14 protein-coding genes, 1 pseudogene and 1 riboswitch are annotated in these 15,762 nt (G+C 40.6%); of the genes and pseudogenes, 5 read left to right on the plus strand and 10 right to left on the minus strand.

Features of this window, described 5'->3' with window-relative positions:
• Positions 1-262: 262 nt before the first annotated feature.
• The 5 genes from ACQKMH_RS16405 to ACQKMH_RS16425 all read right to left on the minus strand — a co-directional run bounded on the left by ACQKMH_RS16405 (position 263) and on the right by ACQKMH_RS16425 (position 4,537).
• Entirely contained in the window at positions 263-508 is a 246-nt protein-coding gene (locus ACQKMH_RS16405; RefSeq protein WP_053348825.1) for a DUF2164 domain-containing protein, read from the minus strand.
• A 298-nt stretch (positions 509-806) separates the two neighbouring features.
• Positions 807-2,297, minus strand: a complete 1,491-nt coding sequence (glpK, locus tag ACQKMH_RS16410) for a glycerol kinase GlpK (RefSeq protein WP_427588564.1) — start codon at positions 2,295-2,297, stop codon at positions 807-809.
• Positions 2,298-2,320: 23 nt separating this feature from the next.
• Positions 2,321-3,145 (minus strand): MIP/aquaporin family protein, encoded by an 825-nt coding sequence (locus tag ACQKMH_RS16415; protein WP_427588565.1) that lies wholly within the window; start codon positions 3,143-3,145, stop codon positions 2,321-2,323.
• Positions 3,146-3,364: 219 nt separating this feature from the next.
• A complete protein-coding gene (locus tag ACQKMH_RS16420; RefSeq protein WP_427588566.1) occupies positions 3,365-3,907 on the minus strand; it encodes a glycerol-3-phosphate responsive antiterminator in 543 nt (180 codons plus the stop codon).
• Between the two features lie 192 nt (positions 3,908-4,099).
• Complete coding sequence (locus ACQKMH_RS16425; protein WP_427588567.1) at positions 4,100-4,537, minus strand: hypothetical protein; 438 nt, start codon at positions 4,535-4,537, stop codon at positions 4,100-4,102.
• A 189-nt stretch (positions 4,538-4,726) separates the two neighbouring features.
• Positions 4,727-4,827: riboswitch (SAM riboswitch) on the plus strand.
• Positions 4,828-4,909: 82 nt separating this feature from the next.
• On the opposite strand from ACQKMH_RS16425, the gene ACQKMH_RS16430 reads away from it, so the two are divergent.
• Together ACQKMH_RS16430 and ACQKMH_RS16435 are read left to right on the plus strand one after the other, a co-directional pair.
• Positions 4,910-6,013 carry a 5-methyltetrahydropteroyltriglutamate--homocysteine S-methyltransferase gene (locus ACQKMH_RS16430; protein ID WP_427588568.1) on the plus strand — a complete coding sequence of 368 codons (1,104 nt, stop codon included), beginning with the start codon at positions 4,910-4,912 and terminating at the stop codon, positions 6,011-6,013.
• Positions 6,014-6,064: 51 nt separating this feature from the next.
• Positions 6,065-6,568 (plus strand): annotated as a pseudogene (locus ACQKMH_RS16435) (MFS transporter); the annotation flags it as partial.
• A 101-nt stretch (positions 6,569-6,669) separates the two neighbouring features.
• On the opposite strand, the gene ACQKMH_RS16440 reads toward ACQKMH_RS16435, so the two are convergent.
• The 3 genes from ACQKMH_RS16440 to ACQKMH_RS16450 form a co-directional block, all read right to left on the minus strand.
• Entirely contained in the window at positions 6,670-7,194 is a 525-nt protein-coding gene (locus tag ACQKMH_RS16440) for a hypothetical protein (protein WP_427588569.1), read from the minus strand.
• Positions 7,195-7,679: 485 nt separating this feature from the next.
• Positions 7,680-8,783 carry a CaiB/BaiF CoA transferase family protein gene (locus ACQKMH_RS16445; RefSeq protein ID WP_427588570.1) on the minus strand — a complete coding sequence of 368 codons (1,104 nt, stop codon included), beginning with the start codon at positions 8,781-8,783 and terminating at the stop codon, positions 7,680-7,682.
• Positions 8,784-9,052: 269 nt separating this feature from the next.
• The gene (locus ACQKMH_RS16450; protein WP_427588571.1) at positions 9,053-10,537 is read right to left on the minus strand and encodes an amino acid permease; all 1,485 of its coding nucleotides are present in this window, start codon (positions 10,535-10,537) and stop codon (positions 9,053-9,055) included.
• Positions 10,538-10,971: 434 nt separating this feature from the next.
• On the opposite strand from ACQKMH_RS16450, the gene ACQKMH_RS16455 reads away from it, so the two are divergent.
• Both ACQKMH_RS16455 and ACQKMH_RS16460 read left to right on the plus strand, forming a co-directional pair.
• Entirely contained in the window at positions 10,972-12,597 is a 1,626-nt protein-coding gene (locus ACQKMH_RS16455; RefSeq protein WP_427588572.1) for a M4 family metallopeptidase, read from the plus strand.
• A gap of 276 nt (positions 12,598-12,873) precedes the next feature.
• Positions 12,874-13,275, plus strand: coding sequence for an SET domain-containing protein (locus ACQKMH_RS16460; RefSeq protein WP_427588573.1), 402 nt, complete (start codon positions 12,874-12,876; stop codon positions 13,273-13,275).
• Positions 13,276-13,543: 268 nt separating this feature from the next.
• Here ACQKMH_RS16460 and ACQKMH_RS16465 read toward each other — a convergent pair whose 3' ends face one another.
• Together ACQKMH_RS16465 and nagZ are read right to left on the minus strand one after the other, a co-directional pair.
• Positions 13,544-13,732, minus strand: a complete 189-nt coding sequence (locus ACQKMH_RS16465; RefSeq protein WP_230159483.1) for a hypothetical protein — start codon at positions 13,730-13,732, stop codon at positions 13,544-13,546.
• A gap of 89 nt (positions 13,733-13,821) precedes the next feature.
• Positions 13,822-15,060: a beta-N-acetylhexosaminidase gene (gene nagZ / locus ACQKMH_RS16470; protein WP_427588574.1), complete on the minus strand. Its 1,239-nt coding sequence runs from the start codon at positions 15,058-15,060 to the stop codon at positions 13,822-13,824.
• Between the two features lie 285 nt (positions 15,061-15,345).
• Between nagZ and ACQKMH_RS16475 the strand changes: the two genes are divergently transcribed.
• Positions 15,346-15,699, plus strand: coding sequence for a hypothetical protein (locus tag ACQKMH_RS16475; RefSeq protein ID WP_427588575.1), 354 nt, complete (start codon positions 15,346-15,348; stop codon positions 15,697-15,699).
• Positions 15,700-15,762: the final 63 nt, after the last annotated feature.

Here is a 15,762-nt window from a genome sequence, read left to right on the forward strand (position 1 = left end):
AAAGAGACCATAAATGCACATTATCGTATTCACGATAACGCATTCATGGTCTCTCCTGTTCTCCGGCCGAGTTATTAACTTGATTTCAGTATATCATACTCTAGCTCATATTAGAAAGACTTCGCTTTGTTTTTATTTATTCTTTGTTAAATTAGGTTATTGATTACCTTGTTCAACTAAAGGTGCAGATTAACTGAAAAAACGGAAACAGGTTTCCTTTCTTATGTCGTTTTTGACTCATTATGTGCAACAAAAAAGTTGTTTATCTTTTTATCGGACGTTCTAGGGTTAATATTTCATCTTCAAGTGAAGAAAATTGCTGTTCAACTACATGTTTAACATCCAAGACAGCGGCGTTATAGAAATGAGGAGCAAGCGACTCCTTAACGAAATCTAATACTCTTTCTGCAGCAAATTCGGTTATTTCTTCATCTCTTTCTTGTGAAAAAAAATATTGAATGTCAGAAATCATTAATTGCTGTTGGTCTTTTGTAAGTTTTATAAACAAGGACAACACTCCCCCTAATAAATTATATTATAGCTAACTATACATATGAAATTCAGTAAATCACAGGCTATATTTAAATAAGAAATTATGTACAAGAAGGAAAGGTAAAGAGGTAAACCCTTAATTATTCTACAACATAGTTTGGTTTAGGTTTGGAGTAATAAGGAGCGCGCTTTAAAAGTGATTTGAAAAATAGAATTTTTTTGAGTTAATGGGGCTTTAGTTGAAGAAGTTGCATAAAAAAGACCACTATAAGTGGTCTTAGTTGTTTGTTCAATATAGTGTTTATCCAGAGCCTTTATTTAAAAGCCATTGCCGCATGTACAGCTTTTTTCCAGCCTTCATATAATTTTTCACTATCATGCTCTTCCATGGATGTGTTAAAGGTTTTGTCTACCGCCCATTGCCGGGAGATTTCTTCTTGATCCTTCCAATATCCAACAGCCAGTCCAGCTAAATACGCAGCCCCTAGTGCCGTGGTTTCATTTATGGTTGGTCTTTCGACAGGCACTCGCAATAAATCGCTTTGGAATTGCATTAAGAAATCATTCTTGACTGCCCCGCCATCGACTCTCAATGTCTGTAGCTCGATGCCTGAATCCGCCTCCATTGAATCAAGGACATCCTTCGTTTGGTACGCTAGTGATTCTAGTGTTGCACGAATGAAATGTTCTTTGGAAGTACCGCGCGTCAAACCAAAAACCGCTCCCCGTACTTCACTGTCCCAATACGGAGTCCCGAGACCCACAAAAGCCGGCACTACATATACTCCATCCGTACTTTCCACTCGTTTTGCATAGGCTTCACTGTCCTTGGCGTCATTAAGCATCCGCAAACCATCTCGCAGCCATTGGATTGCCGAGCCAGCAACGAATATACTGCCTTCCAGTGCATATTCAACCTTCCCATTCAATCCCCAAGCAAGGGTCGTCAATAGTCCGTGCTCTGAACTTACAGCCTTTGTACCTGTATTCATGAGCATGAAGCAGCCTGTGCCATACGTATTTTTAGCCATTCCTTCATTAAAGCAGGCTTGGCCAAATAATGCTGCCTGCTGATCACCAGCCGCTCCGGCAATCGGAATCGATTGACCGAAGAAATGATATTCGATCGTACGTGCGTACACTTCAGAGGATGGCCTAACTTCCGGCAGCATCGATTTTGGTACAGTCAATATCTCCAGCAGTTCCTCATCCCATTTCAGCTCATGGATATTGTACATCAGTGTCCGTGATGCATTTGAATAATCCGTTACATGGGCCTTGCCTCCTGAAAGCTTCCAAATCAACCAAGTATCGATGGTCCCGAATAACAGCTTGCCTTCATCCGCTCTTTGTCGTGCACCTTCCACATTATCGAGGATCCATTTCACTTTTGTACCTGAAAAATAAGCATCTATCAGCAAACCCGTTTTATCCCGGAATAGATCATTTAATCCCTTTCCCTTCAAATCGTCACAGATTTCACTTGTTTGTCTGGACTGCCATACGATGGCATTATAAACAGGTGCTCCTGTTTCCTTATCCCAAACGACTGCCGTTTCACGCTGATTAGTAATCCCGATACCGGCAATTTGCTCTGGCTTGACACCGGATTCAGACAGTACACCGGCAATGACCGCTAGAATCGATCCCCAAATCTCATTTGCATTATGCTCGACCCAGCCTGGTTTCGGGAAAAACTGAGTGAATTCCTTCTGGGAAGAATGTACGATTTCCCCCTTTTCGTTAAATAGAATCGCCCGCGAACTTGTTGTTCCTTGATCTAAAGATAAGATATATTTTTCCATAATGCGTTTCCCCCCTTTTATTTTTAACTAGCAATGTTGCTAATTTCTAACTCACGTGACTGCTTTTTTCCAAAAGCATATGCTAATACCAATATTATCAGGCTTACTCCTAGAACAGTCCAAAATATTGTCGTCACTTCACCTAAAAACACCGCTTTATAGAAGACAGCTCCAAGCGCTCCACCGACAATCGGGCCAACAACCGGAATCCATGCATAGCCCCAATTCGATTTTCCCTTACCCGGTATAGGCAGAAGGAAGTGAGCAATACGAGGTCCAAGGTCACGGGCAGGGTTTATGGCGTAGCCTGTTGTTCCTCCAAGCGACATCCCGATAACAACAATCAATAAACCGACAGCAAATGGATTCAGACCTTCTGTAAACTTGCCGGCTCCAATAAATAATAAGCCAAGAACAAGGATGAATGTACCAATCATTTCACTTAAAAGATTTGAAAAAGTATGAGGGATAGCTGGTGAGGTTGAAAACACACCAAGCTTTGTACCTGGATCCTCCGTAGCTTTCCAGTGAGGCAAATAATGCAAAAATACTAGAGTCGCGCCTATAATCGCCCCAATCATTTGTGCCACGATATACCCTGGCACATCAGCCCAAGGAAAATCTCCATTGATAGCCAATGCTACTGTAACAGCCGGGTTTAAATGTGCTCCACTTATGGAGCCTACTGCAAAGACACCCATTGTAACAGCCAATCCCCATGCAATCGTGATGACAATCCAGCCAGCATCTTTGGCATAAGATCCCTTTAAGGAGGATCCTGCCCCAATACCTGCACCAAATAAAATTAAAATCATCGTGCCTACTACTTCTCCCCAAAATGGAGTCATACATGACCCCTCCTCTTATAGAATGATGCCTTACCAACAAATAAAAGGAGATTCACAACAGAACTATCCTCAATAAATGAGTATGTCTGGTGTGAATCTCCTAATCTCCGTCACATGTATTAACTTGTAATTCAAAATATACTAGTTTATGAAAACGCTGTCAAATATTTTCTGAAAGATTCATTCTTTTTTCTGTAATTTTTTTGACTTTTGACCCTATTAGACGATATCCCACAATTCAGTTTTGGAAGTGGTGATTGCGGACGCTCCCGCTTCAAGGGCATTCAGGACTTCTTCCGAAGTCCGTATAAGACCACCTGCAAAAATGGGAGTTTGTAATCGTTCTTTCACTTCTTTTATCATCCATGGCATTGCGCCCGGCAATACTTCGATATAATCCGGCTTCGTTTTCTGTACCAGCTTATAACTTTTCTCCAGCGCATGTGAGTCTATTAAAAAGATTCGCTGGATGGCAATGACTCCCTTTTGCTTCGCTTTCAAAATAACGCTTGATTTTGTCGAAATCAGCCCATAGGGGTGATACTCCTGACAAATGAATTCTGTCGCGTATTCATCACTTCTTATGCCATGGATTAAATCGACATGATAAATCATTTTCTTATTATGCTGCTTGGCCATCATGCTTACATTTTTCAATTGGGAAATATGCAAGTCAAGAAACACACCAATTTCATAGGAACTATCTAGAAATCTTTCAAAATCCTTCATGCTTGCAGAGGCAGGCAAAATCTTCTGGTCCATCCATTTTCCCCCTTATGTCCCGGAAAAACTCTAAACTTTAAGTTTTTTAGTATATTTTAAAGTGCTTGATTTATCAAACACATTTTTTCTTATCGAAGAATCACTTGTCACCATATCCTTACACTAACATACCTGGTATCCCCAATACAGTACGGGGAAGAATGTATGTAAAATCCCCCTAAAGATGATTCATCATAAAGAGATTTTCAGTTTCAATGCACCTTCGACAAGCTCATACGATTTAATCGTGCCCACGGGGATTTTTCTCACGATATTCCAAGCATTCACATTCATTTTGATCATTCTATTTTCAAATTCAAAAAATGGCGGTCTGTTAAATATCTTATGATTAATGAAATTCCTATCAATAGGTTTCATTTCCACTAATTCAAATGAAATCGTTCTATTATCAACGTGAACCGGTTTTATTGTAATCCGGAAAGGTACATTTTTCTTAAACATCATTTTTTTCACTTCCGTCGTTCCCCAAAGCACTATATGCTTTGGCGTAATCTCGACTTTTATTTTCTGCTCATTAGATTTCATGTTTATAATTCTCTCTAGCATGGATGCAGTTACCTTTATCGGTATACCATTCCCAAAAACATTAAAGTGATCGAATGTATTCATCCCGGCTTTCCCCCTCTGACTTTCAATAACCCACCTCGCATGCGTGGGTTATAGCATATGCCAGGTTCACCAATGTGGTTAATCATCATGCAAAGCTACTATGAATAATCGCTATATTCTAAATTTTCCGCCTCTACCCTTGACCTTTATCATAACTCCCTGTATAGTCATAATTAATTTAATAGACAACTCTTATCCAGAGAGGTGGAGGGACTGGCCCTTTGATACCTCAGCAACAGACTTTTCATGTACTGTGCTAATTCCAGAAGTGTAAAACTTGAAGATAAGAAGAGTAAATAGCTTTGTTGCCAACACCTCTTCTTATTTTTAAGAAGAGGTGTTTATTTTATCAAAGGGAAGAAGGTATGCAACATGTCAATCACATTAACGAAAGCACCATTTAGAGCGGACCATGTCGGAAGTTTATTAAGACCAGATCGTTTACATATAGCTAGAAAGCAATTGAAGGAAGGTACCATTTCGGCGGAGCGACTTCGTGAAGTTGAAACGGAAGAAATCGAATTGATTGTCGATAAACAAATTGAAGTTGGATTAGAGGCCGTGACGGATGGGGAGTTCAGACGAACTTGGTGGCATTTTGACTTCCTCGAACATTTAAATGGCATCGAGGGATATGTAACTGAAAAAGGTCTTACATTCGATGGGGTGCAAACTGAGCGATATAATGTTCGCAATACAGGAAAGGTTTCATTCAATCCCGAGCATCCCTTCATTCATGACTTTATTGAATTGAACAAAATAGTGGACGGACGTGCCGTTGCCAAACAAACCATTCCCAGTCCCAATCAATTGTTTGCTGCCGGTGTTCATAATGAAGACATCTATCCTGATATCGAGGACTATGCAAATGATGTCATTAAAGCGTATCAAGCTGCTTTGAAAGCCTTTTATGAAGCAGGTGTGCGTTACCTTCAATTGGATGATGTATATATTGCCAGACTTTCAGCTCCAGATTTTCAGTTCAAAGATGGAAAATATTCGAGAGAACAATTAATCGATTTAGCACTGCGTGTAATTAATGGTGCATTGGAAGGAAAACCCGAGGATTTGGTCGTCACGACACACTTATGTCGTGGAAACTACCAGTCAACGTGGGCATTTGAAGGAAGTTATGCACGCATAGCCCCAACATTATTGGCAAAAGAAAAAGTAGAGGGATTCTTCTTGGAATATGACGATAACCGCTCAGGGGATTTTAAACCATTGGAATACATTCCAAACGGCGGGGCCCGGGTCGTTCTGGGAGTCGTCACTTCAAAAAATGGGGAAATTGAAGACAAGGAAGCTGTTAAGGCACGCATTAAAGAGGCCTCACAATTCGTTCCCCTCGAACAACTATGCTTAAGCCCGCAATGCGGATTCGCTTCCACCCATCATGGCAACAAGCTTACGGAAGAACAACAATGGGAGAAGTTGAAATTCATCGTTGATGTAGCAAAAGAAGTTTGGGAATGACGAGGCGGCGACATTATTACTGATTTACAGGATTCGAACAACCTAATCGGCAGCCCCTACCTGCTATCCGTATCAGGGATAAGTGACTCTCTACTTAGCACGGCTTTGCTTATATTCGGCATCGCCAGCCTGATCGGATCAAAGTTTGGCGGATATAGTATGGATCGATGGGGTGTATCATTTACACTAATTGGCGGTATGGCGCTGCATATTGTGATGATCATCATGTTATCCATCGTTACGAATTCATTGATGGGCGTTTTGATAATCCTTACATTATGGTCGTTCGCAGCATGGTCATCAGGGCCGACACAGCCATATCATTTAGCGACCCTTGAGCCTGAATCATCAGGAGTCATGCTCGGTCTGAATCAGTAGATGATGCAATTGGCCATGGCGGCCGGTGCTGGAATTGGCGGTGTTGCTGTAGAACAAGTATCCCTTTCTTCCATAACCTGGATCGGTGCAACAGGCGTTGCCATTGCCATGGTCATTGTTCTGGTCCTTTCAAGTTCATCCTCAAGCAGTGAAATAGTAGAGTCCATAAAATCTTAGAACGTTATATAAACATCCATCATAAGGCGATATAATAGCCTTATGATGGATCCTAAAGCTGAAAGCAACAAAAAAAGAACGTCCATCAGCACGTCCCCTTTTTACTTGCAGCTATCTTCATCATCCACTTTCTTCACAAATATATCATCGGTCACCCTATCTTCCAGCTTGTTCTTCAAGACCAATTCTGCGGCCTTCCCATCACTAGGCGACCCGTCCGAAAAATACATCGGAAATAAGGAGAAAAACATTACATAGAAGGAAAAATATATGAATTGATACCAGATTACCGAGCTTTCCAAGATATTCTGATACACTAAGCTATATATGATCAACATACTGACTAAATTAAAGGTAGCCCCCCCTAAATAAATCAGCATATTCGTCAATCGATTATCATGTTTCAATCCTCTGAACTCGCAAGTCCCATTCCAAAAATAATATTTCCTTACCTCTATGTTCCGAAAGGCGAAAAGTTTATTACCACAACCGATCAAGATTTTCTTTTCAGATCCTCCAAAAATCGTCACAAAGAAGATATGCCCGCTCAAATGTATCAGCGTAACGATTGGCATAATCAAAAAAAAGGAAAATAGAAATTTAATGATATCAGTGAGACCAAACATTTTAATCCACCATCCTTATCAAAGAAATTTTCTTATGAACCTTTTTACAAGGATGATACACTAATACCCAGTCCAAACTAGTTATAACTAGTAATTTTTCACAACATTATTTATTGATTTTCAACATCGATTTAAGAACCATTTAGCCATTTTTAATTTAATTCGGCCTTCCGCCTACTTAATTCGGCCTTCCGCCCACTTAATTCGGCCTTCCTCTTACTTATTTCGACCTTCCTCCCTTTAATTCGGCCTTCCGCCTACTTAATTCGACCTTCCTCCCTTTAATTCGGCCTTCCTCCCTTTAATTCGGCCTTCCGCCCACTTAATTCGATCTTCTTCCTACTTAATTCGTCCTCTTTCCACTTATTTCGCCCTACTAAATGTTGTCGCATCAGAGGTATTTACGTCGTTATTGCGAAAATCCGATTCATACAAAAACAAGGCTATCTCTCTCCAATATTGGAATGTGATAGCCTTGTTTGATCTTATTTTTCATTAAGGGTACGAAGTATCTCTGCGTTGCTTTGTCCCGGCTTCAGTCCCGCATGTTTATATTCAGGGGTGAAAACCGATGTTTTGATTGGGCAGGCAATTTGCTTCTGTTCATTTCCTTTTCCGTCAGGTACTTCGACGATCATTCCCCTATCCTTCAATTGGGGATGGTTGGTCGCTTCGGTAAAGGTCAGCACTGGTTCTGCGCATGCCTCGAAGTCAGCAAATATTTCCTGCCATTCATGGAAATCCTTTTCCAGGAAAGCTTGTTGGACGAACGTTTTGAATCGGATTCCGCTTTCTTCATCGCTGCCCATGCTCAGTTCATACAATTCCGGTGCCCCGATGGCTTCACATAAAGCTTTGCGAAATGGGGGCTCGAGACTTCCAACGGAAAAATAACGTCCATCTTTCGTTTCGTAAAAGTCATAAAAAGATCCCCCGTTTAACATCAATTTCTCTGGCTCAAGTTCCATGTCCCCTTGTAAATTCAGAGGTGCTGATATGGCATTCAATGCAAAACTGCAATCGGTCATGCTGATGTCGATGGCTTGGCCTTCCCCTGTTCGCTCCCTGTAAATGACAGCAGACAATATGCCGATAACGGCATGCAGTGAACCTCCAGCAAGATCGGCTATTTGGGTTCCGTTTTTTGCAGGGCCGCCTCTTTTTGTTCCGGAATAGCCTGATAAACCTGCAATCGATAGATAATTGATATCATGGCCCGGTCGGTCCTTATAGGGACCGGTCTGGCCGAATCCCGTGATGGAACAGTAAATCAATTTCGGATTGATCCGTTTTAATGCCTCATACCCCAGTCCTAGGCGTTCCATGATGCCTGGACGGAATTGTTCTATGACGATATCGTAGTCCTTCACTAGATTTTTTACGGATTCGATGGACTCTGATTGTTTTAAATCAAGTGTGATCGACTTCTTCGATCTGTTAAGATATTGGTTCACACCCCATGAATCACTTGCTCCCGGCCTCTCTACCCTCAAAACGTCCGCTCCTAAATCCGCTAGCATCAAAGTGGCAAATGGGCCTGGCAATAACGTTGAAAAGTCCAATACTTTTAAATTAGTCAATAAGGTCATCAGCTGCGCACCTTCCCTTTCCATTGGAAATATTCAATCGGATACACATGCAGTTAACGCTTTCCCCGTTGTTCTGTGCATGCCATTTAGCTACATAGAGATTACGATTATCATATAACATCCCCTATTAAATTTGTATGAATTTCCATTTATAAAAAATAAAAAGCCAGGAATCATCCTCCTGGATTCTGTTTATGAGCCTAAAGATAAACAAATAAAAGCCGGACAATTTAAAACTCATTGTCCGGCTGATTTTACTTATAGCTTGTTCATTCGTATTTTTTGTCAAAGTCAAACTCGACTTCATCAAGTTTAACGAACTTAGTCTTTCTTATCATTTTATAGCCAAACCATAGACCAAGGAAAAGCGGGATTCCCAGGTATGCAGCTATAACACTGCCCCAATCAATCTGGTCTGAGAAAAAGGCTTGGATATTTTGGGACAGGATGACGATCAGACCAATTAAAATGGCAAAGATCGGTCCTATCGGGAACCATAATGCTTTATATGGCAGCTTCTCCAATGAATGACCCTGAGCGATGTATGCCTTCCGGAAACGATAATGGCTGATAGAAATGCCCAGCCAAAAGATAAATCCAGTAATTCCAATGGCATTCATTAACCAAATATACACTTTACCATCACCGAATATAGAAGCTAAAAAGGCTAGCATACCGATGGAACATGTCAACACCATTCCTGCAACCGGTACTCCGCGTTTATTAAGTCTTGCAAAAATACGTGGTGCTTGCCCATCTTTTGCCATTGAATATAACATACGCGTAGATGCATATAGACTAGAGTTACCTGCTGATAATACCGCTGTCAAAATGACTGCATTCATAAGCGAAGCGGCAAAGGCAACTCCAGCCTTTTCAAAAATGAGCGTGAATGGGCTTACCATGACGTTATCCCCTTGTAAACTTGAGTTCGTATAAGGGATAAGCAGCCCTATAACAAAGATTGCCAATACGTAAAAGAGCAAGATTCTCCAGAAGACACTTTTAATGGCCTTTGGTATATTACGTGCAGGATCCTCACTTTCACCCGCTGCCACACCGACAATTTCGGTACCTTGAAAAGAAAAGCCCGCAGCTATGAACACGATGAAGACACCCATGAACCCACCCGGGAAAGGCGCGTCGTCGACTGTGAAGTTTTTAAAACCTACTGCTTCGCCACCCATGATGCCGACAATCATTAGTATTCCAACGATTATAAAAATAACGATGGCTGTTACTTTTATGAAGGAAAACCAGTATTCTCCTTCACCATATCCTTTAACGGATAAATAGTTTAATAGGAAAATGAGCACCAGGAATGAGGAACTCCATAACAATGATGGACTATTCGGAAACCAAAATTTCATGATCATTGTTGAAGCGGCCAACTCTGCCGCTATGGTCATCGACCAATTGAACCAGTATGTCCATCCCAAGGCAAACCCAAATGCCGGATCGACGAATTTCGTTCCATAGGTACTGAATGAACCGCTTGTCGGCATAAAGGCGGCCAGTTCCCCTAAGCTCGTCATCACGAAGTACACCATTGCGCCAACTAAAGCATAAGCAAGTAATGCGCCGCCTGGCCCAGCTGTATGGATAGCTGCCCCGCTGCTAAGAAACAGCCCGGTGCCAATAGCTCCTCCAATGGAAATCATCGTTAAATGCCGAGATTTTAAACCGCGCTTTAATTCTTGTTCTTCTTGCTTTGGAGGATGCTGAAAGATGTCGTTTTCTTGTTTTGGTATCATTAATTTCATCCCTTTCTACATAAGCGCTTTCATTTATGGGGAAATCCATTTAATAAATTTTCCTATTTCATCGAGTTTCAAATAGTGCTAATTTACAATTCGAATATTCCTATTCTGAATATATGCAATTTTCATGCCAAATTTAAAAACCGCACTATTCAACAAATAAACCATTTATTTGACGAAATATTTTGCACTTTACGCCACGATTCTTTGCACTTTACGCCATGTTTCTTTGCACTTTTATTCATTCGGTTCAATTTAAATACATTCCAAATATTACTAAAAGAATAAACCCAAAGAACATTTCTATAAAAAACCATTTTTCTCCATTTTATTCCTTTAAATGTCATATTTTTTGTGAGTTTTCTCCATTTGATAATAATTGTGAAACGATGTAAAAATGAGGTATTCTCATGAAGGAGTTGAGTGTTATGAAAGGTAAGGTATTTTTAGGAACTGCACTATCCATCGGTCTATTATTTTCTGCTATTCCCCATCAAGAAGCTTTAGCGGCAAAAAATGTGTTAAGTGTTGAAAAGTACAATAAGCATAAGGATTCGCTAGAGTACAAGTCTGGGAAACTTACGGACCCATCAACGCAATCGGCAGAGGATATCATTCTTACCTTTTTTGATGAAAACAAAAAGTCTTACAAACTAGAAAAGCAAAAGGCGAAAAACTCCTTCACGATCCAGAAAGAAAGCAAGGATGAACTAGGCAATACCGTCCTTAGATTGCAACAAACCTATAAAGGCGTACCTGTATGGAACTCCACACAAGCAGTATTGATTGATGCTAAAGGTGTATTGACGGTCGTATCCGGTACGGTTGAAGCCAATCTAAATACGAAATTAGGGAAAAAGGCTAACAAAGGCATCAGTAAATCCGAAGCTATTAAAATAGCGGAAGCGGATTTGGGGTTCACTCCTGCCTATGAACAATCACCTGAATCTGACCTATATGTATACGCAAATGAGGGCAAGGCCGATTATGTATATAAAGTCAATTTGAAATTCTTAAGTCCGGAACCAGGAAATCATGAATATTTCATTTCAGTCAAAACGGGTAAAATCCTGAATAAATATAATACACTAGATGAAGTGACGGGGACCAATTCCGTCGGAACGGGCACCGGCGTCTTAAACAACACCGTTTCTTTGAACACTACCTTATCCAGCGGTCGATACTATTTACAAGACAATACACGCGGTAAAGGCATATACACTTATAATGCCAATAACCGTTCAAGATTGCCTGGTACACTCATGTCCAACACGACCAATGCTTTCACTACTTCTACCGATAAAGCGGCTGTGGACGCTCATTTTTATGCGGGTAAAACCTATGATTATTACAAATCCACATTTGGAAGGAACTCTTATGATGGTAATGGAACCATTCTGAAATCAACCGTTCATTATGGCTCGAGATACAATAACGCATTCTGGGATGGCACCCAAATGGTCTACGGTGATGGGGACGGCACGACGTTCATCCCATTGTCCGGCGGACTGGATGTCGTTGCACATGAATTGACGCATGCTGTGACTTCCTCGGAATCCAATCTTACCTATCAATATGAATCCGGTGCTTTAAATGAGGCGATTTCTGATATTTTTGGTACAGTCGTAGAATTTAAGAATCAGAGTGCCAAAGCTGATTATCTGATTGGAGAAGATATTTACACACCTAATATTTCCGGTGACGCACTCCGTTCAATGGCTAATCCAACATTGAATGGTGACCCTGACCATTATTCGAACCGTTATACGGGATCAAGTGACAATGGAGGAGTCCATACGAATAGCGGAATTATTAATAAGGCAGCTTATTTGATCTCTGCAGGCGGCACTCATCACGGCGTGACTGTATCTGGAATCGGCATTGATAAACTAGGGAGCATCTTCTACAGGGCAAACACGATTTATTTAACTTCCTCATCCACTTTTTCACAAGCCAGAGCAGCAGTTGTACAAGCTGCCTCTGATTTATATGGTTCAAGCAGTGCAGAAGTCACAAATGTCAAAAATGCCTTTACAGCAGTCGGTGTGAACTAAAAGAATCAGAACCTATATGACTAACACCTCCCTAGCTTACTTTTAGCGGGGGGTGTTTTTTCGTTTGTATATATGCACTTGGGAAGGATAGTTTGGCCAATGAGAAGATTAATTCGGCCGTTCTGATCATTATTTCGTCCTTGGAGTTCATGATGAATGAAAGTTTGCAAAGTAGTAAGATAATGATTAATTCTCTAAAATAGTTGCTTTTCTTCTTATTAACTGTCAAGCTTAGATAATCTGGACTATATTGAATAGAACAAGTAGGTGACGAACATGATTGAAGTTAAAACTTCCACACTTAGTGATGGTGAGTTCAATAGAGGTGTATTCGCAACACAGGACATTAAAAAAGGTGAACTTCTGCATGAAGCCCCTGTCATTGCATATCCAAATGAGGAGCATGTCTTCATTGAGCAAACATTGCTGGCTGATTATGCGTTTGAGTATGGAATTAACCATACTGCCATGCTTTTAGGTTATGGCATGCTGTTTAATCACTCTTATACTCCCAACGCTACGTATGACATAAACTTTAAAAATCACACGTTTGATTTTTTTGCTTACACCGACATTAAAGCAGGAGAAGAAATCCTGATTAATTATAATGGTGAAGTCGATAATGAGGATCCTCTTTGGTTCAATAAAGAAGATGACGGTGAAGAAGAATCCGAATGATCATTGATCGTTCATGAAAGCACTTGTGCTTTTGAAGACCCTGTTATAGGTTCTTCAAAAGCAACGAGTGCTTTTTCATTTTTCCTTTCACCGAGTTCCTCCACAACAAAATGGACTTTGCTATTTTCAGGAGGTCTTTTAATGATGGCTAGACCAGACCATAGTTTTTACGTGCTTATGGTTTCTTTACGAGTGGTCTTCTTCAAATGAAAAAAATCCCCAGTAAGGATTGCCCAACTTGAGCAAACACTTAATGGGGATATTTCCCTTAATGGGTGGATGGATTACTTGATTTTGATTTGGTTATGGATTGGAGTTGGCTCTTAACCTTATCAATGGTTTCTGGAGTGGCTAAGGATTTAATCTGACTCATGGTTTTTTCACGAGTTTTCTTATTGCGCATTAAATATGCTGCAGCTCCTATCAAGACGGTTCCAAGCACTTTGTTTGATGGCATGTGAGTTTCCTCCTTAAAGTTCGTTATAGTATAGTATTCCCTTGATCAGTAGATTTAAACAAATACCCCTTGTGATTGGGGTATCCCCTTTATTTATCCAAGTTCAAACTTTCGAGATACTTTAGGCTTTCAGGACTTTTCACCACTTTTTGGGCTAAATCAGGATCTACCTTCTCTTGCTTCAAATTGTAGACTTTATACGTCAGGACTCTCTTCACTGATTCGTTAATTCGCTCCATTGGCACTTCCCCAGCCTTTACAGCTTCAAGTAATCCGTTATATACCTCAAGCTCATGGGTATATTCATGACAGACAAGTAATAAATCAGCTCCTGCAAGAATTGCTTCCTTCCCCATATCTTCATAAGAGAAATACTTGTTCACAGCTCCCATTTCCAAATCGTCCGTAATCACAAGCCCTTCATATTTAAGTTTCCCCCGGAGCAGGTCTTCTATGATGACCTTGGAAAGGCTTGCTGGTTTTTCTTTATCATAGGCCGGATATTTAATGTGAGTCACCATCACGAAAAAATTTGGGTTCTCCATTTCACTTATGATTTTCTTGAAAGGATAAATATCCGAATTTTCCAGATCGAGCTGGTTTGCTTCCACTGAAGATGTTTCGACATGCGGGTCGATTTCGCTGCGTCCGTTTCCTGGAAAATGCTTCAAAGCACCAGTCACAGAAGCATCATTCAGGCCTTGTAGGGCTTTCTTTCCGTATTGATAGACCTTCTCCGGATCTTTTCCCAATGAACGCTTGTCTGTTTTCGATAGATCAAGAACTGGAGCGAAATTAATGTTAATCCCCATGGAACTCAGTTCTGTCCCATTCAATTTTGCCACATTATACATGTCTTCCACAGATGCCTGTTCCCCCATGTCCTTTTGTGCCGGGAGAGGCGATACCCGTTCCCTCATCCGGATTATGTCCCCACCTTCCTGATCGACTGCCACCATGAGCGGAAGCGACTGCGAACTTTGATTGGCGGTTTGCTGAAGCGAATTGGATAACTTAGCCACTTGTTTAGGTGATTTCATATTGCGGTCAAAATAAATGACGCCCCCTATATGTTTTTGTTCGATAAGCTCCGTTATATCATTGCTCTTTTCAGTTCCCTTGAAGCCGACCACCATAAGCTGTCCGATTTTTTCTTCAAGCGTCATGTTTTCGATCATTTTTTCAATTTTTTTATCCGTAATGGATTCCACGTCTTTCCCTCTATCGGTTCCCGCTTCTGAATTCGCCCTAAACTGAATGAACATCACTGTAGAAAATGAGAGAAGGGCGATGAAAAGCAGACCAATATAGATACTTTTTTTCTTCATGCTTTGCCTTTCAATAGGCGGCCTGGCACTTGAAAAGCTTGTCTATTCTTCATGGATGCTACCTCTTCATTTGACACTTCATGAGTCATATTGTCCTTCCTTCCTTCCTTCCTTAAGTGCACATTTGATTTATCCTAAAAATTCTGTCTGCATCATTCCATTGAGCACTCTCTTCATCATGTTCATAAACAGCCCATCCTATATCATCCTTGAGGATTTTTTTGCATAAAGCATTAGCCACGTTCCATACTACATACATACCCTAATGCAAAGGAGATGCCCTTTATGGACGGAATCTTGAGAAATCTTGCCAATACCCTCAGTCATGCAGTCGATTATGCAAAAGAAAAAATAACAGCCATTACAGGATCGACATCAGTTACGATTGTGGAATTGAGTGAGCAAATCATCAATCAGCCTGAAACAAAACTAATCAGGAAAAACCTTTTAGGTATATCCTTTTCTTTTTATCATTTACAAAAAGAAGACGTTACGTATTATTTAGAAATGAAAAGCTCACAAATTCTACAGTTGGATGTTCAAGCACATAACCATACCATTGTGTCTTACAGATCTTATCGAGATCTTTCCAGCTTACCCACTGCGATAAGATTTCCAAAAAACCTTTTATCCGAATGAATCTGCGGGAGTTTTACACAAAATTAGAAAAAGGCTAAAATCCCCCTTCACAAGGAGATTTCA

It is taken from the genome of Peribacillus sp. NPDC097895 (assembly GCF_050277555.1).
Classification (GTDB): Bacteria; Bacillota; Bacilli; order Bacillales; family DSM-1321; genus Peribacillus.

What these genes read in the sequence shown, in the direction of transcription:
- glpK (WP_427588564.1), bottom strand. Translation starts at nt 2,297, where the DNA reads ATGGAAAAATATATCTTATCTTTAGATCAAGGAACAACAAGTTCGCGG.
- ACQKMH_RS16415 (WP_427588565.1), bottom strand. Translation starts at nt 3,145, where the DNA reads ATGACTCCATTTTGGGGAGAAGTAGTAGGCACGATGATTTTAATTTTA.
- ACQKMH_RS16420 (WP_427588566.1), bottom strand. Translation starts at nt 3,907, where the DNA reads ATGGACCAGAAGATTTTGCCTGCCTCTGCAAGCATGAAGGATTTTGAA.
- ACQKMH_RS16425 (WP_427588567.1), bottom strand. Translation starts at nt 4,537, where the DNA reads ATGAATACATTCGATCACTTTAATGTTTTTGGGAATGGTATACCGATA.
- ACQKMH_RS16430 (WP_427588568.1), top strand. Translation starts at nt 4,910, where the DNA reads ATGTCAATCACATTAACGAAAGCACCATTTAGAGCGGACCATGTCGGA.
- ACQKMH_RS16440 (WP_427588569.1), bottom strand. Translation starts at nt 7,194, where the DNA reads ATGTTTGGTCTCACTGATATCATTAAATTTCTATTTTCCTTTTTTTTG.
- ACQKMH_RS16445 (WP_427588570.1), bottom strand. Translation starts at nt 8,783, where the DNA reads ATGACCTTATTGACTAATTTAAAAGTATTGGACTTTTCAACGTTATTG.
- ACQKMH_RS16450 (WP_427588571.1), bottom strand. Translation starts at nt 10,537, where the DNA reads ATGATACCAAAACAAGAAAACGACATCTTTCAGCATCCTCCAAAGCAA.
- ACQKMH_RS16455 (WP_427588572.1), top strand. Translation starts at nt 10,972, where the DNA reads ATGAAAGGTAAGGTATTTTTAGGAACTGCACTATCCATCGGTCTATTA.
- ACQKMH_RS16460 (WP_427588573.1), top strand. Translation starts at nt 12,874, where the DNA reads ATGATTGAAGTTAAAACTTCCACACTTAGTGATGGTGAGTTCAATAGA.
- ACQKMH_RS16465 (WP_230159483.1), bottom strand. Translation starts at nt 13,732, where the DNA reads ATGCCATCAAACAAAGTGCTTGGAACCGTCTTGATAGGAGCTGCAGCA.
- nagZ (WP_427588574.1), bottom strand. Translation starts at nt 15,060, where the DNA reads ATGAAGAAAAAAAGTATCTATATTGGTCTGCTTTTCATCGCCCTTCTC.
- ACQKMH_RS16475 (WP_427588575.1), top strand. Translation starts at nt 15,346, where the DNA reads ATGGACGGAATCTTGAGAAATCTTGCCAATACCCTCAGTCATGCAGTC.